Source organism: Roseateles sp. P1_C1_2, from assembly GCF_056406535.1.
The window spans coordinates 56,836-78,430 of record NZ_JBFUAB010000013.1; the positions used below are offsets into that span (position 1 = coordinate 56,836).

The 21,595-nt window shown below is 67.1% G+C and carries 20 protein-coding genes and 1 tRNA gene; 18 read left to right on the forward strand and 3 right to left on the reverse strand.

From position 1 onward, the window contains the following. The first annotated feature begins 164 nt into the window (after positions 1 to 164). The 3 genes from AC1D2H_RS14255 (at position 165) to AC1D2H_RS14265 (ending at position 3,044) form a co-directional block, all read left to right on the forward strand. Positions 165 to 920: a hypothetical protein gene (locus AC1D2H_RS14255; RefSeq protein WP_478011416.1), complete on the forward strand. Its 756-nt coding sequence runs from the start codon at positions 165 to 167 to the stop codon at positions 918 to 920. A gap of 167 nt (positions 921 to 1,087) precedes the next feature. After that, positions 1,088 to 1,450, forward strand: a complete 363-nt coding sequence (locus AC1D2H_RS14260) for a hypothetical protein (RefSeq protein ID WP_478011417.1) — start codon at positions 1,088 to 1,090, stop codon at positions 1,448 to 1,450. 52 nt (positions 1,451 to 1,502) lie between these two features. Next, a complete protein-coding gene (locus tag AC1D2H_RS14265; RefSeq protein ID WP_478011418.1) occupies positions 1,503 to 3,044 on the forward strand; it encodes a methyl-accepting chemotaxis protein in 1,542 nt (513 codons plus the stop codon). Between the two features lie 306 nt (positions 3,045 to 3,350). Here AC1D2H_RS14265 and AC1D2H_RS14270 read toward each other — a convergent pair whose 3' ends face one another. Beyond that, the gene (locus AC1D2H_RS14270) at positions 3,351 to 4,133 is read right to left on the reverse strand and encodes a S1/P1 nuclease (RefSeq protein ID WP_477935877.1); all 783 of its coding nucleotides are present in this window, start codon (positions 4,131 to 4,133) and stop codon (positions 3,351 to 3,353) included. A 353-nt stretch (positions 4,134 to 4,486) separates the two neighbouring features. Between AC1D2H_RS14270 and AC1D2H_RS14275 the strand changes: the two genes are divergently transcribed. The 4 genes from AC1D2H_RS14275 to AC1D2H_RS14290 all read left to right on the forward strand — a co-directional run bounded on the left by AC1D2H_RS14275 (position 4,487) and on the right by AC1D2H_RS14290 (position 8,461). Beyond that, on the forward strand, positions 4,487 to 6,484 hold the full coding sequence (locus tag AC1D2H_RS14275; RefSeq protein ID WP_478011419.1) for an OPT family oligopeptide transporter: 1,998 nt from the start codon (positions 4,487 to 4,489) through the stop codon (positions 6,482 to 6,484). A gap of 13 nt (positions 6,485 to 6,497) precedes the next feature. Next, a tRNA-Arg gene (locus AC1D2H_RS14280) sits at positions 6,498 to 6,574 on the forward strand. A 304-nt stretch (positions 6,575 to 6,878) separates the two neighbouring features. Beyond that, positions 6,879 to 7,121: a DNA-binding protein gene (locus tag AC1D2H_RS14285; protein WP_477935881.1), complete on the forward strand. Its 243-nt coding sequence runs from the start codon at positions 6,879 to 6,881 to the stop codon at positions 7,119 to 7,121. 2 nt (positions 7,122 to 7,123) lie between these two features. After that, the gene (locus tag AC1D2H_RS14290) at positions 7,124 to 8,461 is read left to right on the forward strand and encodes a type II toxin-antitoxin system HipA family toxin (protein ID WP_477935883.1); all 1,338 of its coding nucleotides are present in this window, start codon (positions 7,124 to 7,126) and stop codon (positions 8,459 to 8,461) included. Between the two features lies 1 nt (position 8,462). Here the strand turns inward: AC1D2H_RS14290 and AC1D2H_RS14295 are convergent, their stop codons facing one another. After that, complete coding sequence (locus AC1D2H_RS14295) at positions 8,463 to 9,131, reverse strand: NUDIX hydrolase (RefSeq protein WP_477935885.1); 669 nt, start codon at positions 9,129 to 9,131, stop codon at positions 8,463 to 8,465. Positions 9,132 to 9,256: 125 nt separating this feature from the next. Here AC1D2H_RS14295 and AC1D2H_RS14300 point away from each other — a divergent pair, with 125 nt between their 5' ends. From AC1D2H_RS14300 to AC1D2H_RS14315, 4 genes are read left to right on the forward strand one after another with little or no spacing between them, the layout of a single operon-like run. Next, positions 9,257 to 10,099, forward strand: a complete 843-nt coding sequence (locus AC1D2H_RS14300) for a cysteine hydrolase family protein (RefSeq protein ID WP_477935957.1) — start codon at positions 9,257 to 9,259, stop codon at positions 10,097 to 10,099. An 11-nt stretch (positions 10,100 to 10,110) separates the two neighbouring features. Further along, entirely contained in the window at positions 10,111 to 11,307 is a 1,197-nt protein-coding gene (gene pncB / locus AC1D2H_RS14305) for a nicotinate phosphoribosyltransferase (RefSeq protein WP_477935887.1), read from the forward strand. Further along, positions 11,304 to 13,016 carry an NAD+ synthase gene (locus AC1D2H_RS14310; RefSeq protein WP_477935889.1) on the forward strand — a complete coding sequence of 571 codons (1,713 nt, stop codon included), beginning with the start codon at positions 11,304 to 11,306 and terminating at the stop codon, positions 13,014 to 13,016. Before pncB ends, AC1D2H_RS14310 begins: the two co-directional genes overlap by 4 nt. Continuing rightward, positions 13,013 to 14,047 carry a bifunctional nicotinamide-nucleotide adenylyltransferase/Nudix hydroxylase gene (locus AC1D2H_RS14315; protein ID WP_477935891.1) on the forward strand — a complete coding sequence of 345 codons (1,035 nt, stop codon included), beginning with the start codon at positions 13,013 to 13,015 and terminating at the stop codon, positions 14,045 to 14,047. Before AC1D2H_RS14310 ends, AC1D2H_RS14315 begins: the two co-directional genes overlap by 4 nt. Positions 14,048 to 14,065: 18 nt before the next feature. Here the strand turns inward: AC1D2H_RS14315 and AC1D2H_RS14320 are convergent, their stop codons facing one another. Next, positions 14,066 to 14,752, reverse strand: a complete 687-nt coding sequence (locus AC1D2H_RS14320) for an N-acyl amino acid synthase FeeM domain-containing protein (RefSeq protein ID WP_477935893.1) — start codon at positions 14,750 to 14,752, stop codon at positions 14,066 to 14,068. Positions 14,753 to 15,191: 439 nt separating this feature from the next. Here AC1D2H_RS14320 and AC1D2H_RS14325 point away from each other — a divergent pair, with 439 nt between their 5' ends. The 7 genes from AC1D2H_RS14325 (at position 15,192) to AC1D2H_RS14355 (ending at position 21,589) form a co-directional block, all read left to right on the forward strand. Further along, positions 15,192 to 15,392 (forward strand): hypothetical protein, encoded by a 201-nt coding sequence (locus AC1D2H_RS14325; RefSeq protein ID WP_477935895.1) that lies wholly within the window; start codon positions 15,192 to 15,194, stop codon positions 15,390 to 15,392. An 11-nt stretch (positions 15,393 to 15,403) separates the two neighbouring features. Beyond that, complete coding sequence (locus AC1D2H_RS14330) at positions 15,404 to 15,727, forward strand: hypothetical protein (protein ID WP_477935897.1); 324 nt, start codon at positions 15,404 to 15,406, stop codon at positions 15,725 to 15,727. Positions 15,728 to 16,002: 275 nt separating this feature from the next. Beyond that, complete coding sequence (locus AC1D2H_RS14335) at positions 16,003 to 16,572, forward strand: PEP-CTERM sorting domain-containing protein (RefSeq protein ID WP_477935899.1); 570 nt, start codon at positions 16,003 to 16,005, stop codon at positions 16,570 to 16,572. Between the two features lie 141 nt (positions 16,573 to 16,713). Next, positions 16,714 to 18,774: an SPFH domain-containing protein gene (locus AC1D2H_RS14340; protein ID WP_477935901.1), complete on the forward strand. Its 2,061-nt coding sequence runs from the start codon at positions 16,714 to 16,716 to the stop codon at positions 18,772 to 18,774. Positions 18,775 to 18,786: 12 nt separating this feature from the next. Beyond that, a complete protein-coding gene (locus AC1D2H_RS14345; RefSeq protein WP_477935903.1) occupies positions 18,787 to 20,070 on the forward strand; it encodes a sensor histidine kinase in 1,284 nt (427 codons plus the stop codon). Further along, a complete protein-coding gene (locus tag AC1D2H_RS14350; protein ID WP_477935905.1) occupies positions 20,067 to 20,753 on the forward strand; it encodes a response regulator in 687 nt (228 codons plus the stop codon). The genes AC1D2H_RS14345 and AC1D2H_RS14350 overlap by 4 nt, the downstream gene beginning before the upstream one ends. Positions 20,754 to 20,761: 8 nt before the next feature. Further along, on the forward strand, positions 20,762 to 21,589 hold the full coding sequence (locus tag AC1D2H_RS14355) for an alpha/beta fold hydrolase (protein WP_478011420.1): 828 nt from the start codon (positions 20,762 to 20,764) through the stop codon (positions 21,587 to 21,589). The last annotated feature ends 6 nt before the right edge of the window (positions 21,590 to 21,595 follow it).

The window sequence follows — 21,595 nt, forward strand, 5'->3', positions numbered from 1 at the left end:
CGTTGCGTGCCTGGCCGAGAGCGGCCGAAGATCAGGCGGTGGCGTCCTACACCGCCTCACGGCGGATTAATCTAACGTCGAAATTTCCGCATAGGTCTGCGTCCGGGCTATCGATACCGGACGCTCTGCGCGCGCGTATACCCATGACGTTGCACCGAACCCCAATGCAGCCCTTTTACACCTGTCGCGGAATTGCGCGAAGGAAGGTGTGTGCCGGCCTTGGGCTCCTCGCCTTTTCTCCAGTGGCCTTTGCAGGGCAGACGATCGAGATCTCCGTGCTCGACAACGGCGTGCTGGCCAGTGTGGCGCTGGCCGTCCTAGAGCGTGCCTACGCCAAGCTCGACGTGACGCTGCATACCCAGACGTTCCCGCTCAGGCGCGGCGTCCAGATGGCTGATGCAGGAGAACTCGATGGTGACTTGATGCGCGCCGAAGTTTCTCTCAAAGACTGGTCCAGGCTCGTCGTGGTGAAGGTGCCGGTGGCTCGAGTGGTGTTTTCCGCCTACCGGCGCAGTGATTGCCCGGCCCAGGTATCGATTGACGACCTGTCAACCAAGCGAATTGCGTACATGCGCGGCGCCCGCAGCATCGAGACCCTCATTCCCGAATCCGCTTTGGTCGGGGCCAAGAACAACTGGGATGCGCTGAGGCATGTTCAACGTGGCATCGCGGACTTCGCGGTGGTGGATCAGACCGAGGCAGAGGTGCTCCTTATCAAGGCAGGAGCGACAGGCATTTGCCGCGTCTCGGAGCCCGTGCTGGCAGCAGATTTGTTCCACTCTCTCAACGTCAGGCATGCCGCACTGGCCGCCAAGGTTGAGGCCGTTCTTCAGGACATGGAAAGTCAAGGACAAATCAAGCGAATCTGGGCTCGCGAAACCGTGCGCGCGCAGGCGGTGGCCGTTGCTCGCGCGCTATGACCGCAGCTTCAAGCCAAGCGACGAGGATAGGTGTTATGTCTGGACGCATGACGGAGGCGGGCGTCGTCGCAAGGGTGAACACTCATCCGGCAGCTTGTTCCCGCCGCCGCCGAGAAGCGCGACCGCCAGGGTTCCCAGCGCATTCATGAGCTCACGATTAAGGTGTCATGGAAAGCCAACTCTGGGTTGAACCCGTCGGGTCCGTCATCATTGCCCGGCTCCGTGGGCTGCCGACGGTTGAGCTTTTGGCAGATTGCCAACGCCGCGTGCTCGGCCTCATGGAGGACACCGGCAAGCCGTTGGTCCTCTACGACGCCTTGGAAATGATTGCCCCGGCTACTGACGTGGCATGGTCCCAGAGGGCGCTGGATGCCACGCTGCCGCTGCGACCAAAGCGTGCCATCGTGGTCCCAAACACGAAGATCGCTTTCCTCGCTCGCCTTGCGTTTGCGGACGACTACGGTGACAACAGGGTTTTCTATAACGACATGGCTGCTGCGTTTGAGTGGCTGCTGGCGCCGACCGTTTGAGTTGATGCTGGTGGACTCCGACGTGGACTTGCAACCACGACAGGAGGCAATGATGAAGATGCAATCCTTGCGCATTGGCATGCGGCTCGCTCTGGGCTTCGGCATCGTTTTGGTGCTTCTGGCGCTGGCTGTAGGGCTGAGCTATCGGCAGATGGCCACTGTCGGACCCCACATCGATTTGTTGGTAGAACTCCAACGCCAGCAAGACCTGGCACAGGACTGGCGGACTCAGACCCAGCTGAACGTGACGCGTACCGACGCCGTTGCACGCGCCGGCGGCGCGGGTCCCGTGGCGGATTTCTTTGCGCCCGTCATCAAAACCACCAGCGCCAAGATCACTGAGCTGCAGGAGGCTTTGACCAAGGCATCCGACACGCCTCGCGGCAAGGCCAGCCTCGACGAGATCAGTGCCGCCCGCAAGGCCTACGTTGACATCCGCAATCAGGTCTTTGCCCAACTCAAGGCCGGGGAGGCGGAAACCGCACTGCAGACCCTCGAAGGCAAGATGCGCCCCGCGTCGGAGGTCTATGTCGCGTCCATCAGTCGGATGGCCGACTACCAGGGTGAACGGGTCCGCGACGAAACGCGCGAGGTGCTCGATGCCGCACGCCGCACGCAGATCGTCATGCTTGCGCTCGCTGCGATTTGTCTGAGCATTGGCGTGGCGGCGGCTTGGCTTATCACCCGCTCAGTCGTGCGGCCGCTGCGTGCGGCCATCTATGAAGCGGAACAGGTTGGCCGAGGCGATCTTTCACGGGAGATTCACTCCGTCGGCAACGACGAGACGGCGCAGCTCACGCACGCCCTGGCCGGCATGCAGCAGTCTTTGCGCCATCTGGTCGGCGCGGTGCGACACAACGCGGACGGCGTGGCCACCGCCAGCTCGGAGATTTCGCTCGGCAGCAATGACCTCTCCGCCCGCACTGAACAGCAGGCTAGTGCGATTCAGCAGACCGCCGCCTCCATGGAGGAACTGTCGGCAACCGTCCGACTGAACGCTGACAACGCGGGCCAGGCGGATCAGCTCGCGCATGACGCCAGTGACGTCGCGCGTCAGGGCGGTGAGGTGGTCGGCGAAGCCGTCCAGCGCATGCGCGGCATCGAGGAAAGCTCGCGCAAGATCAGCGACATCATCAGCACCATTGACTCCATCGCATTCCAGACCAACATCCTGGCGCTGAATGCCGCCGTGGAAGCGGCCCGTGCTGGCGAGCAAGGCCGAGGCTTCGCCGTGGTCGCCAGCGAKGTGCGCATGCTGGCGCAACGCAGTGCAGCCGCGGCAAAGGAGATTAAGGTCCTGATCGGCGACAGCGTTGAGCGCGTTGAGCAGGGTGCGGTGCTCGTGAACCGCGCTGGCGAGACGATGGGCCAGGTCGTGACATCCATCGAACGGGTTGCGCAGATCGTGCGCGAAATCAGCGCCGCCAGCCGTGAGCAGAGCACCGGGGTTGGCCAAGTTGGCCAAGCCATTTCTCAGATGGACGAGGCCACCCAACAGAATGCGGCCCTTGTCGAAGAGAGCGCTGCAGCGGCCGAGAGCCTGAAGCACCAGGCGGAAGACCTGGTCAAGCTGGTTTCGACTTTTAAGATCTGACGCCGGTGCCAACCCAACAGCGCGCGTGCGTCTGGACTCCAGTCCGACTTCCGCTGATTGCGCAGCCCGGGTGGCACAAGCCACCGCAATAGGCAAAGCGCGCTCAAAATTGCGGAGGGGCGCTGGAGCGCCTACCTGAGCCACTGCCCGTCGAGTGTCGTGTGCCAGAACGCAGCGGTCGCTCGGACCGTCTGCCGCGAAGACTCGGACCAGCCTGTTGCCGCGGATCGGCGGATTTCCGCTTTGGGCACTTTGCTGCCCTACGAACGCCGGCCGCGAGCGTCAGTAGCCGCTGCGAAGCCGTCCTCAGCGCGCTCGACTGAGTTTGTCGTTTAGCGTGCTGGCGAGCCTGCGCCCTGCCAGCGCGAGCTGCTCCACCAGCGTGCCGTCCCACCGTTCAGCATAGGCCGGGCCTACCACTCGCCCCTCAGGATAAAAACCCGCGGCGCTTCGGGCTGCACATGACTCGTTCACCCACTGCGCCGGGTCAACCGTGCTCGCGCCGTCGGGACTTGGGGTCGATGCGTCGAGCAGTAACCGGCTTAGGCCGCCGGCGCGGCGCCGGATGAGTTCGCCGTCCCAGACTGCGTGTAGGTTGGAGCCGCGTCCGAACGCCCGTACCTGGAACAGGTTGCCTCCCTTGTCAGCGGCCATGCCCACATGCAACGGCTGATGGATGTCGGCCACCAAATGGATGACCCACTTCAGCGCTATCAGCCGTTCCGCATCCGGAGCTGTTGAACTCAGGATCGCGATCTTTGCCGACATCGCCTCGACCGCGCATCTACCGTTTGGGCAGTCGCGCCCTAGGTAGTAATTGCACTCTCCTTCTGGCAAGTTGACGTAGTGCAGCGGCGCCGTGGCGTTCGACCGTCTCTCGTCTGCCCAGGTCGATACTGACGCCATCGTGGCGCCGGGCTCCAGGCTTAGCAGGCGATTGACCTCAGCGGACGCCGCGGGCGTTAGCTGCATCTGAGCCAGCTCGGCGATGAGTCGATGGCCGTTCGCACCCCAAGCATGTGACTCGGGAGCGCCGATGGCGCAAAGCGCGAGGGGTATACGGAAGAGGGCTTTGACGAGGCGGAACATGCCGCAAGTGTCCTTGGTGCGGTCGCGGTGGACGTAACTCGGCCTTTGCGACTCGGCGATTCCAGAAGCCGCCGTTGATATCGCCGACGTTGGACTGCGGTGGTGTTTGTCGCCATGAGTGGTGTGGCGCTGGCCGCCCCGGCGAAAGCTGGCAAAATCCCTTGCCGCTGCAGGCAAACCAACGGCCTGCATGCGAATGAGCCGCCGTCGGCATTGCCGTGGCGGCATTTTTTCAGGCCCCCGCAACCCAGGGGCTTTGACCCAGGGCATATCCCAAAGTCCGACCGAGCGGTCGGCCGGGACAATCCCCAGCTTTGTTCAACAGGCCGCGCCACAAGCGCCGCCGTGATCCCATGGCAATTCAACACCTGACCGACGAGCAGATCGCCACCATGTCACGCGCCCAAAAGGACGAGTGGTGGTTCAAGAACGTCTTCCGCGGCGACATGGCCCAGCTTTCGCTGCGCTCGGGCATCACCGGTTTCCTGCTCGGCGGTGTGCTCTCCTCCACCGGCCTGTACATCGGCGCCAAGACGGGCATCTCCCTCGGCGTTGGCCTCACGTCGGTCATCCTGGCCTTTGCGCTGTTCCGTGCGCTGCACGCGGCCGGCCTAGCCCAGGACTACACCATCCTCGAGAACAACTGCACCCAGTCCATCGCCACGGCGTCGGGCTATGTGACCACGGCGCTGATCTCCAGCCTGCCGGCCTACATGCTGGTGACGGGCCATGTGCCGCTGTGGTGGCAGATCGCCATCTGGATGTTCCTGGTGTCGCTGGTGGGCGTGCTGCTGGCCTTCCCGCTGAAGCGCCGCTTCATCAATGAAGACCAGGCCCCTTTCCCGGAAGGCCGCGCCTGCGGCGTGGTGCTCGACTCGCTGTACCACGGCAAGGGCAGCGAGGGCATGTTCAAGGCCAAGCTGCTGGGCTGGGTGGCCGGCGGTGCGGCGCTGCTGCAGGGCATCTGCGGCGAGGGCTGGATGAAGCTGGTCCAGTTCAAGCTGCTGGCCATGGACAAGTGGGCCGGCATGGCCGAGCCCTGGCATCTGCACGAGCGCATCGATGACTACTACTACGCCTGGGCCGTCAAGGCGCATGGCTTCATCCCGAGCATCCTGGGCACCGACTTCCGCACCCTGGGCCTGCGCCTGGTGGTGGACGCCGCGCTGATCGGCACCGGTGGCCTGATGGGCCTCGCGGTGGCGGCGAGCTGTTTTGTGGGCGTGATCGTCAACTTCGTGATCCTGGCGCCGCTGATGATCCAGGCCGGCGACATCGCACCGCGCCTGGGCGCCAATGGCGTGCTCATCCCGCTGAACCGCGTCGAGATCGTCAACCAATGGTCGCTGTGGTGGGGCGTGACGATGATGGTCGTGGGCGCCCTGGTGTCGCTGCTGGCCAAGCCCGAGATCTTCACGAGTGCGTTCAAGCGCAAGACCCCGGCGCAGATCGCTGCCAAGGCCGAGCCCAAGAGCGACCTGCTCAAGGACATCGAGGTGCCGCTGTGGATCAGCTGGATCGGCGTGCCCGTCGTCAGCCTGATGGGCTGCTATGCCACGCATGCCTTCTTCGGCGTGCCGCTGTGGCTGGCCATCGTGTCGCTGCCGCTGATCTTCGTGCTGACCGTGATCTGCACCAACTCCATGGCGCTGACGTCCTGGACGCCGACCGGATCGCTGTCCAAGATCACGCAGTTCACGATGGGCGCGCTGGACCGCACCAACCCCGGCTCCAACCTGCTGCCCGCCGGCATGACGGCCGAGATCGCCTCCAACGCGGCCAACCTGCTGTCCGACATCAAGCCCGGCTACATGCTGGGCGGCAAGCCGCGCCACCAGGCCATCGGCCACATCATCGGCAACCTGGCTGGCGTGCTGGTCTGCGTGCCGCTGTTCTTCCTGCTCTTCATCAAGCCTGATGCGAACGGCGCTGCCAGCGCGGCTGGCATGGTGTCCGACCAGTTCGGTTTCCCCGCTGCGCTGCAATGGAAGGGCGTGGCCGACATCATCGCCAAGGGCCTGAAGAGCCTGCCCACCTCTGCGCTGATCTCCATGGGCGTCGCGGCCGTGGCGGCCATCGTCATCGAGCTGGCACGCATCGTCACCAAGGGCAAGTCGGGCCTGTCGGCCGTGGCCATCGGCCTGGGCGTCACGCTGCCGCCGCAAGCCACCTTCATGATGTTCGTCGGCGCGCTGATGTTCTGGTACATGGCCAAGAAGTACAAGAACGCCCCCGCCGAGTCCCGCGGCCACCGCATCTGGGTCGAAGGCATGGAGCCCATCTGCGCCGGCCTGATCTCCGGTGCCGCCCTGATGGGCATCGGCGACGCGATCATCGGCGTGCTGATCTAATCGCCTGTTCTGTCTGCCCGTAGCTCAACTGGATAGAGCAGCTGCCTTCTAAGCAGCAGGTCGGGGGTTCGAGTCCCTCCGGGCAGGCCAAATTCAAGTCCCGCGACTCCCAAAGCGTCTAATCCCTTCAAGGGCTTAGGCGCTTTTTTGTTCCCAGACGCGCGCCTCGGCTTGCTGCCGCTTTTGGCGAGAGAAAAGGCGGGTTAGATTAGGTTCGTGCAAATAGAACATACCAAAGCGTCGCGATGAGGTAAATTCTATTTGTATGCCTAAGCTTTCCAAAGCAATCCTTCAGATGCCTCCGGCGACTGCGAATGCCTTGCAGCGGCTGGGGGCTGACCTCACGGTCGCCAGGCTTCGAAGAAGGGAATCCCTGAGAACCTGGGCGAAGCGATTGGGGATCACCATCCCCACGTTGCTGCGGCTGGAGGCTGGGGATCCTTCGGTCAGCGTGGGCATCGTCGCGACGGCGCTCTGGTTGATTGGGCGAGACGGCGAGTTGACGCGGCTTGCGGCGCCCGAGCATGACAGGGGCGCCTTGGAACTCAGCGTCAGGGAAGCCATCGAGCTTGCCGAGGATCGCGCACGGTCGACCGCCGAGGCTGCCATCACCAGCAAGGCGCGTCAGCCCAAGTAGCCATGCGGCACGACATCCTCTTCCTTTGGTACATCGAGGATCCCCGCTCGCCGGTACTCGTTGGACAGTTGCGCCTCGTGGAATCGGGCCGCGGCGTGGCCCTGCAATACAGCGCCTCCTGGCTCGATGCCGGTTTCCCGCTGAGCGAAGACCTGCCGCTGAGTGACGGCGAGTACGCGCCGCGAGGACGGCTGCAGGCTGATTCGCCTCGAGCGGTCGGGGCCGTCGACGACGCGAGGCCCGATCGGTGGGGCGAGCGGGTGATCAGATACGTCGACAAGCCGGCGCGGCTGTCGTTGATGGAGTACCTCTTCTATGCAGGAGACGATCGGTTTGGCGCATTGGGTGTCTCGACTTCCGACGCCGCATACCTTCCTCATCGCGGCCAGGCGCTGCCGCGGCTCGAGATGGTGCAAACGGTCAGCGAGGTTGTCGCCAAGTTGGAGGCATCCGAGCCGCTCACCGTTGCGGAGCAGCGCATCCTTTCCGCGGGCGGGACACTGGGAGGCGCTCAGCCCAAGGCTCTGATGGAGATCGAGGGTGATGAGTGGGTCGTCAAATTTCCGCGCAAGGACGACCCACTGAATTCACCGCTCATCGAGCACGCGGCCATGACTTTGGCGAAGCTTGCCGGCATTGCCGTGGCCGACACTTTGCCCATCCCGCTTCGCCGGCGCCACGCCGTTGCCATCCGGCGCTTTGACCGCGACGGTCAGCGTCGAATTCACAGCATTTCGGCCGGAACGGCGTTGCGAGCCGTCGCCCCGGACGCTGACGATCCTGAGCTTTCCTACCCCGCGCTTGCACTCTTGCTGAGGCGGGCCGGCGTCGCGACCGCGGGAGTGAACCAGCTTGATGCCCGAGAGTTGTTCCGTCGCATGGTGTTCAACATCCTGATCGACAACACGGACGACCACGAGAAGAACCATTCGCTGATGGTCGTCGAGCCACGCAGCAACGGCCGCTACAGACTTTCACCGGCATACGATGTCCTGCCCTCGGCAGGGGCGCATGGATACCAGGAGTTCGTCTGTGGCTCCGAAGGGCATGATTCGACGCTGAGCAATGCGATGTCGCAGTGCGCGGCGTTCGGCCTGCAACCACCCGACGCAGCCCAAGAGGTCGCCAGGGTGATTCAAGCCGTGAACGGTTGGCGAGAGCACTTCAAGGCGTGCGGGGTGTCGGAGGCAGATATCGCCTCGACCGCCCAGCATGTCGACGGCGACGCCTTGCGCTCCCAGCGCGAAGGCTTTTCGCCGCAGGACTACGCGGTAGCTGCGAACCCGAGGAGAGGGCGCAAGCACCTCTTCATTCGATCGAGAACGCCCGCCAAGGACTGACTCAGGCATTCAACCCCCGCCCCACCAGCCGCAGCGTCTGCCTGAACTCCTCCTTCAGCCGATACAGCTGCGCCGGCCGGTGCGGCCCGTCGGCGCGCTTGGCGCCCGGTACCGCTTCGAGGATGGCCAGTTCGTCCATCTTGCGGCGAAAGCTCACCGGGTTGATGGCCTCGCCGAGCAGGGCCTGGTAGATGGCGTGCAGTTCGGGCAGCGTGAAGGGCTCGGGGCAGAGGTGCACGGGCAGGGACGAGTACTGGCTCTTGTTGCGCACGCGCTCGGCGGCGGCGACGACGATGCGGCCATGGTCGAAGGGCAGTTGGGGCAGACGGTCCACCGGCAGCCAGTGCTGGCCGGGCTGGCTGGCCTCGGGCGTGGCCACCAGCGCGAAATAGGCCACCGACACGCTCCAGCCGCGCGGGTCGCGGGCGGGGCCGCTGAAGCTGGCCAGTTGCTCGAGGTAGGGGCTTTGCAGCCCGGCCTTTTGCAGCAGCACGCGCTGGGCGGCATCCTCGCAGCCCTGGTCTTCATTGGTGTGAACATAGCCACCCGGCAAGGCGAGGGCGCCTTCGAAGGGTTCGCGGTCGCGCTTGAGCAGCATGACCTGCAATTGGCCCTCGCGCAGCGTCAGCAGCACGATGTCGACCGTGCAGATCAGCCGGGTGTCCGTCAAGGAGTTCGTTGAATTGTTCACCGAAGCAAGGATAAGCCTTCAATGGGACCGAAGGCTGCTCGGCGACTACTTAGTTGCAAAAATAATTTAAGTGGAGTTATCATGTGGCCACACCACAAGAGGACATGCACATGAAGACGCATCTGCTGCTGATCGATCCCCAGAATGACTTCTGCGACCTGCCGCCGGACTGGCTGCCACGCTCGCCGGTGACGGGCGAGCTCATCAAGCCGGCGCTGCCGGTGGCCGGCGCCCACGCCGACCTGCAGCGCGCGGCCAGCCTGGTGAAGCGCCTGGGCGGCGCGATAGCCGCCGTCACCGTGACGCTGGACTCCCACCACCGTATCGACATCGCCCACCCGGGCTTCTGGGTGGAGACGGCCAACCAGCGCGCGCCGGGACCCTTCACGCCCATCACGGCGGCCCAGGTGCGCGCCGGCGCCTATCTGCCGCGTGATGCCGCCCAGCTCGACCGCGTGCTGGCCTATCTCGACGCACTGGAAGCCACCGGCCGCTACACGCTGATGGTCTGGCCCGTGCACTGCCAGATGGGCAGTTGGGGGCATGGCGTGCACGCCGGCCTGCAGGCGCAACTGGACGCCTGGTCGGACGGGCAGGGGCGCTCGGTGGAAGTCGTCACCAAGGGCGAGAACCCCTGGACCGAGCACTACAGCGCGCTTCAGGCCGAGGTGCCCGACCCTGACGACGAGGGCACTGAACTGAACCAGGCGCTGCTGGCCGAGCTGGACCGCTTCGATCGCGTGCTCATCGCCGGTGAGGCCGGCAGCCACTGCGTGCGCGCCACCGTCGAGCATCTGGCGGCCCATCTGCCTTCCGGTCGCATGAACAAGCTGGTGCTGCTGACCGACTGCATCAGCCCTGTGGCAGGCTTCGAGGCCCAGCAGGCCGAGTTCCTGGCTGCCATGCAGGCACGTGGCCTGCAACTGGCCCTCAGCACCGAGATTTGAGAAGCAACAGCATGAGCACTCCCGTCATCACCAGCCTGCTGGACACCGACCTCTACAAGTTCACGATGTGGCAGACCCTGCTGCATCGCCATCCGCAAACCCAGGCCGAGTACCGCTTCGTCTGCCGCAACCAGCCGGGCTACCCGCTGGCCGAGTTGAAGGCCGACGTCGAGCGCGAGCTGGAGGCGCTGTGCAGCTTGAGTTTTCGCGCCGATGAGCTGGCCTATGTGAAGGGCCTGCGCTTCATCAAAAGCGACTTCGTCGATTTCTTGCGCATCTTCAAGTTCCAGCGCGATTTCGTCGAAGTGACGACCGACGGCGCCCAGCTCAACATCGTCGCCCGCGGCCCGCAGGTGCATGTGATGGGCTTCGAGATCCCGGTGCTGGCCATCGTCAACGAGCTCTACTTCCGCCGCCTGGATACCCCCGCCGTGCGCGCTGAAGGCCAGCGCCGCCTGGACGACAAGATCGCCGCGCTGCAGGCCTTCGCGGCCGAGCCGCGGCCGCAGCGCCATCCTTTCGACCTGTTCGACTTCGGCCTGCGCCGCCGCTTCTCGGGCGCCTGGCAGCGCGAGGTGGTGACCCAGCTGCGCGACGCCTTGCCCCAGCATTTCAAGGGCAGCTCCAACGTGCTGCTGGCCAAGGAGCTGGGCCTGGTGCCCATCGGCACCATGGCCCACGAATACCTGCAGACCTACCAGGCCCTGGGCACGGTGCGCCTGCGCGACCACCAGAAGGCCGCGCTGGAAGACTGGGTGCAGGAGTACCGCGGCGACCTCGGCACGGCGCTGACCGACGTCGTCGGCATGGATGCCTTCCTGGCCGACTTCGATCTCTACTTCGCCAAGCTCTTCGACGGCTTGCGCCACGACAGCGGCGACCCGGTCGCCTGGGGCGAGAAGGCGCTGGCCCACTACGCCAAGCTGCGCATCGACCCGCACACCAAGCGCCTCGTCTTCAGCGACGGGCTGACCGTCACCAAGGCCATCGAGCTGTATCGTCATTTCGCTGATCGGGTGCAGGTCGGCTTCGGCATCGGCACCCACCTCAGCAACGACTTGGGGCCAACGCCGCTGAACATCGTCATGAAGCTGACCCATGCCAACGGCCAGCCCGTGGCCAAGCTCAGCGACAGCCCCGGCAAGACGCTCTGCGACGACGAGACCTTCCTGGCCTATCTGCGTCAGGTGTTTGGCATCAAGTCATGATGAAGCTCACCCTTGCCCAGCTCAACCTCACGGTGGGCGACGTGACCGGCAACGTGGCCCGCATGGTGGCCGCGGCGCGCCAGGCGGCCTGGGCCGGCTCGCAGCTGGTCGTCTTTCCGGAACTGGCCGTCAGCGGCTACTACCCGGGGGACATGCTGGATGAACCCGCCTTCCTGCGCCAGATCGAAGCGGGCCTGCAGTCGCTGCGCGCGGCCTCGCGCGAGCTGCCCGAGCTGACTTGGGTGTTCGGCGCGCCGCTGACGCGCGAAGGGCCCGGCAAGAAGCTGGAGAACGGTCTGCTGGCGCTCAAGGGTGGTGAGGTGTTGCTGCGTTATGCCAAGCAGCTGCTGCCCACCTACAACATCTTCGACGAGCGCCGCCACTTCGAGCCCGGCCCCGATGTCGCCAAGGTGCTGCGCATCGGCTCGGCCCAGGTCGGCCTGCTGATCTGCGAAGACGGCTGGAATGACGGCGGTGCCGACTATGGCGTCAACCCCTTCGAGCGGCTGCGCGATGCGGCGCCCGACTTCGTCATCAGCATCAACGCCAGCCCCAGCAACATCGGCAAACGCGAGCAGCGCCACCAGGTCTTCGCGTCGGCCTCCCGGCGCAACGGCTTGCCGGTCCTCTACGTCAACCATGTCGGCGGGCATGACCAGCTCGTCTACGACGGCGCCAGCTTCGCCGTCGAGCCCGAGGCAGGCGTCGTCTTCGAGGCGGAGCGCTTCGTCGAGTCGGTCCGCACGCTGGGCTTCGAGGAAGGGCACTTTGTCGAACCGGACGGCAGCCGCCTCGCGCGGCCCGAGCCGGCGGGCCTGAGCGCCATGGCCTTCTACCGCGCCCAGACCGTGCTGGGTCTGCGCGACTACGCCCGCCGCTGCGGCTTCACCAAGGCGGTGGTCGGCAGCTCGGGCGGCATCGACAGCGCGCTGACCCTGGCCCTGGCCGCCGAGGCCCTGGGCGCGGACAACGTGGTCGGCATCACCATGCCGTCCAGCTTCTCGTCCAGCGGCTCGGTGACGGACTCCGAAGCCCTGTGCCGCAACCTCGGCATCCAGCTGCTCAACCACCCCATCCACGCCGCCGTGGAGGCGCTGAAGGCCCAGTTTGCCGACAGCTTCGGCGCGCCCATGCAGGGCCTGACGCTGGAGAACCTGCAGGCCCGCGTGCGCGGCACCATCCTGATGGCCTACTCCAACGCCAACGGCCACCTGCTGCTGACCACGGGCAACAAGAGCGAGGTGTCGGTCGGCTATTGCACGCTGTACGGCGACACCAATGGCGGCCTCGGCCTCATTGGCGACCTCTACAAGACGGAGGTCTTCGCGCTGTCGCGCCACCTGAACGAAGCGGCCGGGCGCGAGCTCATCCCCACGGCCATCATCGAGAAGGAGCCGTCGGCCGAACTCGCGCCGGGCCAGCGCGACAGCGACAGCCTGCCGCCTTACCCCGTGCTGGACGAGATGCTCAAGGTGCTCATCGAAGGCGAACGCCTGGCGGGCGGGGAGCGCGAGGCCGCCGAGGCCCGCATGGCGGCCCTGCGCGCAACGCCCGAGGGCAGGGCGCTGATCGAGCGGATCGCCCGCATGATCCAGCGCAGCGAGTACAAGCGCCGCCAGGCACCGCCGCTGATCCGCTTGCGCGCGAGGGCCTTCGGTCAGGGGCGGCAGATGCCGATCGCGGCGGTTTTTCCGAGCGTGCTGTCATGAGCGAAGTCGCCATCGTCATCGGCCGCTTCCAACCCGTCCACAACGGCCATCTCGCCCTGCTGCGCGCGGCGCTGGCCGAGGCGCCGCGTGTCATCGTCATGCTGGGTTCGGCCCATCAGGCGCGCTCGCCGCGCCACCCCTTCAGCTGGACCGAGCGCGCCGAGATGCTGCGCCTGGCCCTGAGCGAGGAGGAACGCGAACGGGTGGAGGTCGTGCCTTTGCGCGACCTCTACGACGAAGCCCGTTGGGTGCAGGCCGTGCGCGGCGCGGTGCAGCAGCGCGTGGGCAATGCCGACGTGACGCTGGTCGGCCACTTCAAGGACGCCACCAGCGACTATCTGCGCCGCTTCTCGCCGTGGAAGCTGCACAGCCTGCCGCGCCAGCACCGCGTGGACGCGACGGACCTGCGTGCCGCGCTGTTCGAGGCCGAACCCGAGGATTTGGACGGCGTGCTGGCCAGCTGGGTCGACCAGGTGCCGCCGGGCACGCGGTCCTTCATGCAGGCCTGGGCGCATCTGCCGTATCTGGCTGCGCTGCGGCGCGAGTGGGCCATGCTCAAGCGCTACCGTCAGGCATGGGCGGCAGCGCCCTATGCGCCGGTCTTCGTCACCGTCGACCTGGTGCTGCAATGCGCCGGCCATGTGCTGTTGATCCAGCGCGCCCAGGACCCGGGCCAGGGCCTGTGGGCCTTGCCCGGCGGCTTTGTCGAGCCGCGCGACACCCTTTACCAATCGGCGGTGCGCGAGCTGGAGGAGGAGACCGGGCTGCGCCTGCTACCCGAGACGCTGCAGCAGGCGCTGCTGGGCGTGGCCGTGTTCGATCACCCGGACCGCAGCCAACGCGGCCGCACCATCACGCATGCCCATCACTTCGACCTGGGTGAGCGCGAGCTGCCCGAAGTGCAGGGAGCAGACGATGCGGCCCAGGCGCGCTGGGTGCCGGTGGCCGAGTTGGCGGGCATGGAAGAACAGTTCTTCGACGACCACTTCCACATGCTGGACCGTTTCCTGGCCCTGCTGCCGGTGGAATGACTCGTCGCCCAACTTAGTTCAAGGCAGGCGAGCCAGCATCGTGGCCTCGGTCGCCTCGTCCCAGGCCAGCGGGTAGAGGCTTCGTGCCGACGCCAGCGAGTCGGGGTGGCCGCCCCACAGCGCGATCTGCTCGCGGATGGTCGCGAAATCGATGCTCATCAGCACGGCCGGCGCATCGACGCGCGGGTTGTGGCGGGCGGCCGTGTAGGGCACCAGCCCCAGGCAGCGCCGGTAGAAGCCCACATGGCGCGGGTTGACTTCGATGACGAGGCGTTCGCAGCGCGCGCGGCGGTGGGCGTGCAGATAGCCGAGGTGGAAGATCTGGGCCAGCACGCGCTTGGGGTCGTGGGAATGCTTGTCCACGGCCAGGCCGCCGAACTCGCAGAGCTTGACGCCCGCGGCGCGCCATTCGTCCAGTTCGGCCTTGAACAGCAGGTCGGCGTGCAGGCCGCCCTTGCCGTCGAAACGCACGGACAGGGTGCCGACGATCTGGTCGCCGTCGCGCCCGGTGCAGACGATGTCGCCGTCCTGGTTGCGGCTGCTGTAGCGCTCACGCGAGATGACCAGCCCGCGGTCGCCATAGCGGCGCTCGACGAGGCCCAGCGCCTCGCCATCGAGCGCGCCGAAGTCGCTGTTCATGTCCAGCGCAGCGCCCGCAAAGGCGTGGGGCGGCGGGCTGCGCCGCGCTTCAACAACAGGGACCATGGACTGCATCCTTTTCCGCGCTGAATTGCGCGAGCGGCGCAGTCTAGGGAGTCACCCCCCTGAATGGGTGGGGTCTCACAGACCGATACATCGGTGGCATTTGTCTCATGAGATTTCTCACGCGGCGCCGGTTGCGAGGCGTGTCGTTTGTCAGCGCATGTTTCTCGCTGCTGCGGCGACGTCCTACATCAGTGCGGCCCTCGTCGCGCTAACCTGAGCTTGTCTGTTTCTCCCTCCCTGAGCAGACCACTGGTACGGCCTCTCAGGCGTCCCAGCGATTGCAGCCCCGGCCACTGGCCGGGGCATTTTTTTGCCATCCCCCTTTGGAGGGATGCGAGGGGGAGGCACCCCCCAGCACATCGCCCTGCTGCACCCCTAAGGGTGATTTCCGCATGGCCCGCTGCTGCCGAGACTGTCGTTCTCGACAACGGAGCCCGCCATGCAGATTCCCTTCCAGACCCTGGCCCAGGACTCGGTCCTGCAGATTCGCGACGCGATGCGCCGCGTGAAACGCCTGCACGAGACTGGTCCGCAAGAAGCCGTGCCCATCGGCTTCTTCGGCGGCCCGGTCGATCTGCCCAAGCCGGATGCCATGGTGTGGGAAGACACCGAAATCGACGTTCGTCGGGTGGTGCTGTGAGGGCGCTGACGTTGGCGGTCGCCGCCGTCGCTGCAGCCCTGGTTGGCGCCGCACTGCTGGTGATGGCACCGCTGGCCGACGCGAGGCCGCAGCGGCCCAGCGCCGCCGTGGCGGAATTCAAGCGCTCCAACCCTTGCCCGGCGACCGGCCAGACCGCGGGTGTCTGCCCGGGCCATGTGATCGGACACATCGTGCCGACCTGTGCCGATGGCGAGGACGCCGCTGCCAATATGCAGTGGCGCACCGTCGTCGACGCCAGGGACCATGAGGGCTGGCGGCGGCAGTACTGCCGCTTCCACCGGGTCAGGGCGCTTGCTGATGTGGCTTCGCACTGATGTTCCCCGACACATGAAGGAGTGCTCGGAGCTCGCGCGCCTCTGCGTGCCTCACCGTGAAAACCCTGCCCACCGGGGTGGGCAGGGTGTCGGCTAAATTGACAGCGCTGCCTGTCGTTACATCTTTCCATCCAATAAATCAATGGGTTAGCTCAACGGCTCGATAATTGCTTACGGAAACTTACTTTTATCCCGGGGCCGCCTCTGGGACATCAGTGCCTCGTCTTTGCTGGGCGGCGTGATCAAGTCAGTTTCTACCCCCGGAGAACTCACACATGCTTTTCAACAAAACGTTGGCCATTGCGGCCCTTGCAGCGCTGGCCGCCTCCTCGGCCCAGGCCGGCCTCGTGGGCACCACGGTGGACTTCAACGCCTCGGCCACCGGCGCCACACAGATGAAGACCTTCGGGCCGGCCTCTGCCACGGTCGGGGCAGGCGGCGAGTTTGCTGCCTGCGTGGGCCCGTCGGCCAACAACTGCTCGTCGTCCGGCTTATTCGTGGGCATCGACATCTCGAACACGGCGATCACCATCAGCTTTGCAGGCTCCACGAACAGCGCCGCGGGCTCCTTCTTCCTGGACCTGTCCGGCTTTGATGAGTCCATCTCGGCGCTCGCACTGGCCTCGTCGAAGAACCTGGCGGCCGGCGGCCTGGGCAGCTTCAGCTTCACGGACAGCACGGCCAGCTTCCGTTTCGACACTGCCAACTTCTACAACGGTACGAACGCGGCGTTCTACTCCTTCAACATCACGACGGCTGCGCGCGTGCCCGAGCCGGCTTCGCTGGCCTTGGCCGGTGTCGCGCTGCTGGCCTGCGGCGGCGCTGCCCGGCGTCGTCGCGGCTGACGCCSCGCCCACGCTTTCGCCCCCCAGGGCGCCCGGCTTCGGCCCGGCGCCTTTTGTTTTGCCGCAACGACCGCGGCGTCCTTATGTGGCCCTAACGCGGTGCCGCCGAGAGTGCAGGCTCCTTCACAACAGTGGCCTCACATGGACATCCTGTCCTTCCCCGTCGTTCACCCCTGGCTGACCGCCCTCGTGGTCGCAGCCCTGCTGGCCCTGGTCTTCTACAAGCGCACGCTGCGCCTGTTCGGTTTCGTCATCGTGCCCGACGATTCCATCGGCACCGTCACCAAGGGCTTCGTGCTGTTCGGCAGCCACCGCGAACTGCCGCCTGGCCGCATCGTCGCGCTGTTCGGCGAAGCCGGCCTGCAGGCCGACACGCTGGCCCCCGGCCTGCACCTCGGCCTGTGGCCGTGGCAGTACGAGGTCGAGCTGGTCAAGTTCACCGTCGTGCCCGATGACGCCATCGGCATCGTCGAAGCCTGCGACGGCGCGCCGCTGCCGGACGGCCGCGTGCTGGCCCGCCATGTGGCCTGCGACAACTTCCAGGACGCCCGCGCCTTCCTCGCCAGTGGCGAGCGTGGCCTGCAGACCAGCGTCGTGCCCCCCGGTGCCTGGCGCATCAACACGCTGCTGTTCACCGTGCGCCTGGAGCGCATGACCATCATCGAGCCCGGCAAGATCGGCATCGTCGAAGCGCGCGACGGCCGCCCGCTGGCCGGTGGCCGTGTCATCGGCCGCGCTGTGGCCTGCGACAGCTTCCAGGACGCCCGTGCCTTCATGGACGGCGGTGGCGAGCGTGGCCCGCAGATGAGCGTCATTCCCCAAGGCAAGTACCGCATCAACCCCGGCCTGTTCAAGGTCGCGCAGGTGCAGGTCACCGACGTGCCCGACAACAAGGTCGGCATCGTGACGACGCGCGAAGGTGCGTCCCTGACCACCGGTGAGATTGCCGGCCCCGAAGTGCCCGGCCACAACCTCTTCCAGGAGCCCCAGGCCTTCGTCAATGCCGGCGGCACCAAGGGCCTGCAGGAGCAGGTGCTGCTGGCCGGCCGCTACTTCATCAACCCGATGTTCGCCACCGTCGAGATCATCGACATGACCGAAGTGCCCATCGCCTCCGTCGGTGTCGTCGTCGCCTTCGTCGGCACGCCCGGCGTGGACGTCACGGGCGAGGGCTTCCGCCACGCCAACATGGTCCGCCGCGGCGAGAAGGGCGTCTGGGTGGATGTGCTCGACCCCGGCAAATACGCCATCAACACCTACACCCACAAGGTGCGCGTGGTGCCCACGGCCAACGTCGTGCTGAACTGGGCCACCGGCAAGACCGAGGCCCACAAGCTGGACGCGAATCTCTCGACCATCACCGTGCGCTCGGCCGACGGCTTCACCTTCAACCTGGACGTGAGCCAGATCATCCACATCCCGCGCAATGACGCGCCCAAGGTCATCGCCCGCTTCGGCAGCATGGAGGCCCTGGTCACGCAGGTGCTGGAGCCCACCATCGGCAACTACTTCCGCAATGCCGCGCAGAACTCTGACGTCATCGACTTCCTGAAGAAGCGCAGCGAGCGTCAGGCCGAAGCCAAGGCCGCGATTGCCGCGGCGCTGAAGGCCTACGACGTCGGTGCCGTCGAGACGCTGATCGGCGACATCGTGCCGCCCGCCGAGCTGATGAAGACGCTGACCGACCGCAAGCTGGCCGAACAGGAGAAGGTCACCTTCACGATCCAGATGGAAGCGCAGGGCGTGCGCCAGCAGCTCGAGCAGGCCACGGCCCTGGCCCGCACCCAGGCCCAGGTGGTGGACGCCGAGCGCAAGGTGGCGATGGCCGAGTTCAACGCTCAGGCGGCGGTGAAGACGGCCGACGGTGCGGCGCGCTCCAAGAAGATCACGGCCGAGGCCGACGCCGAGGTCACGCGTGTCACCGGCCAGGCCGAAGCTGGTCGCACCTTGGCCATCGGTGAAGCCGAGGCCGAGGTCATCCGCCAGAAGATCGGCTCCATGGAGTCGGGCAACTACGCCATCGTGCAGGTCGCCCAGGCCCTGGCCGGCGCCGGCGTGCAACTGGTGCCCGAAGTGCTGGTGGCGGGCGGTGCGCAAACGGGCGGGCAGGGCGGCACGCTGGTGGACGTGCTGCTGGCCGGCCTGGTGAAGGACCGCCTGGCCAGGCCGGAGCCGGCCCAGGTCGTCGTGGAGGCCACCTAAACTGCGCCGCCCATGATTCCCCGCCCCATCGTCCAGTTCCTGCCCTGGATTGCCACCGGTTCGCTGATGGCGCTCGCCTGGGTGGGCTGGAAGCTGCGCCAGGCCTGGGAGGGCCTGCGCGCCGCGCAGCGGGCCGCCCAGCTGGAACGCGCCCTGCGCGAGTTCGGTGACCTGATGCGCGATGCCGACCAGCCCGAGGTGCATGTGCACGAGTTGCTGCAGGCCCTGGCCGGCAACACCGGCCTGGCCACCGCGGCGCTGCTGCGGCCGTCGCCGGGTGCGCAGGACATCGTCGTCGGCGAGCCCGATGCCAATGCGCTGGCCGGCCTGCAGTTGTGCGCCGACAGCGGCCGGGCGCTGGGCCCCGGCACGGCCCACCATGCCGAGGAGCCCGACCTCTATCTGCCGCTGCGCGGCCGCGATGCGGCCCTGGGCGCCGTGACGCTGCGCGGCCTGGGCACCGAGGCCTTGGCCATCGACCAGCTCGCCCATGCCCAGGCCCTGTGCGACCAGATGGGCCTGGCCCTGCAGCGCCGCCGCGTGCAGGACGAGGCCCGGCTGGCCGGCGAACTGGCCGAGACCCAGTCCACCCGCAACGCCATGCTGGCCGCCATCTCTCACGACTACCGCACGCCGCTGGCCACCATCATGGGCTCGGCCTCGGCCCTGCAGACCCAGGGCGACAGGCTGACGGCGGCCCAGCGCAGCGAGCTGGCCAGCCGTATCGTCGACGAGACGGCCCGCCTCGTGCGCCTGACCGACAACACCCTGCAGCTGGCCCGGCTGGGCGCGCCGGGCGTGGCCCTGCGCTGCGACTGGGAGTCGGCCGAGGAGATCGTCGGTGCGGCCCTGCGCCGCGTGCGCCGCCGGCCGGACGGCGAGCGCGTGAAGGCGCGCATCGAGCCGGGGCTGCCGCTGCTGTGGTGTGATGCGGCCCTGATGTCTCAACTGCTGGACAACCTCGTCGACAACGCGCTGAAGTACAGCCCGGCCACGGCGCCGGTCGAGCTGGTGGTGCGTCGCCTGGGCGGCGAGGCCCTGTTCGCCGTGCGCGACCGCGGTCCGGGCATTGACCCGGCCTGGCGCGACCGCGTCTTCGATGCCTTCCAGCGCGGCGACCTGGCCGCCTTTTCGCAACGCCCGCCGGGCTCGGGCGTGGGCCTGGCCTTGTGCCGCGCGATTGCCGAGGCGCATGAGGGCTCCTTGAGCCTGCGCCCGCGCGGCCATGGCGGCTGCAGCTTCGAGTTGCGTCTGCCGCTGCGTGCGGTGCCCGAGTTGCCGGAGGCCGCCGGATGAAACTCCTGCTTGTCGAAGACGACCGCGAACTGCGCGTGACGCTGCGCGAGGCCCTCGCCGTGGAGGGCTACGAGGTGCTGACCGCCGCCAGCCTCGCCGACGCCATGGCCCAGCTCGCCCATGCCGGCCACCTGGACGCCGTGCTGCTCGACCTCGGCCTGCCCGACGGCGACGGTGAGGAGCTGCTGCAGGTCCTGCGCCGCGACCGCTCGACGCCCTTGATCGTCATCTCGGCCCGCCAGGTCGAGGGCCAGAAGATCCGCCTGCTCGATGCCGGGGCGGACGACTATCTCGTCAAGCCCTTCGGCATCGGCGAGCTGCTGGCGCGGCTGCGCGTGGCGCTGCGCCACCGTGGCACCGTCGCCCAGCCGGCCATCACGATGTACCGCCGTGCCGGCCTGGAGGTCGACCTGGCCGCCCACCGCGTACGTCGCGACGGTGTCGACGTGCGCTTGACGCCCACCGAATTCAAGCTGCTGGCCCGCCTGGTGCGCCAGGCCGGCCAGGTCGTCACCCACCGCCGCCTGCTGGCCGACGTCTGGGGCCCGGACGACACCGAGCAGACCCACTACCTGCGCCTTTACATGGGCCAGTTGCGCGCCAAGCTGGAGGTCGAGCCTGCCGAGCCCTGCGTGCTGCTGACGGAGCCGGGCGTGGGCTACCGCATCGCCGAACCGAATTGATCTCCCTCGTGCAAGTCACCCACTGGATCCCCGTCGACGGCGCCGAGCTGGCCGTCGAATACCGCCCCCACGACGATGGCCGCGCGCCGCTGGTCTTTTTGCATGCCGGCGTCACCGACGGCCGGTTGTGGGACGGCGCCATGGCTGCCGCGGCTGGCCTGCGGTCGGCGCTGCGCATGGACCGCCGCGGCTTTGGCCAGACTCGTGTCACCGTCGCCCGCCCGCACGCCTGGGTGAGTGACCTGCGCGCCGTGCTGGACGCGCTGCGGCTGGATCGCGTGGAGCTGGTGGGCTGCTCGCTGGGCGGCCGCATCGCCATCGACTTCGCGCTGGCTTCGTCCGAGCGCGTGGCCGGCCTGACGCTGGTGGCGCCTGCCGTCACCGGCGCACCCGACCCCACGCCCGAGCTGGATGCCGCCAGCCGTGAGTTGAACGACGCCACCCAGGCCGCCCGCGCCGCTGGCCAGCTCGACGAGGTCAACCGCCTGCAGGCCCGCCTGTGGCTGGATGGCCCCGGCCAGCCCGAAGGCCGGGTCGGCGGCGCCGCGCGCGAGCTGTTCCTGGCGATGAACCGCATCGCGCTGCACGCGCCTGCCATCGGCGAGCTGCAGCCCGCGCCCGACGCCTGGCCGCGGCTGGAGCAACTGGCCGTGCCCACGTGCGTGGTGTGCGGCGACCTGGACCTGCCTTATCTGGTGCAGCGCTGCCGGCAGATGGCCGCGCGCATCCCTGGTGCGCGCCACGTGGCGCTGCCGGGGACGGCCCACCTGCCGTCGCTGGAAGCGCCGGAAGCCTTCACCCGCGTGATGCAGGACGCCGGGCTGCTGGGCCGCTGACGACGG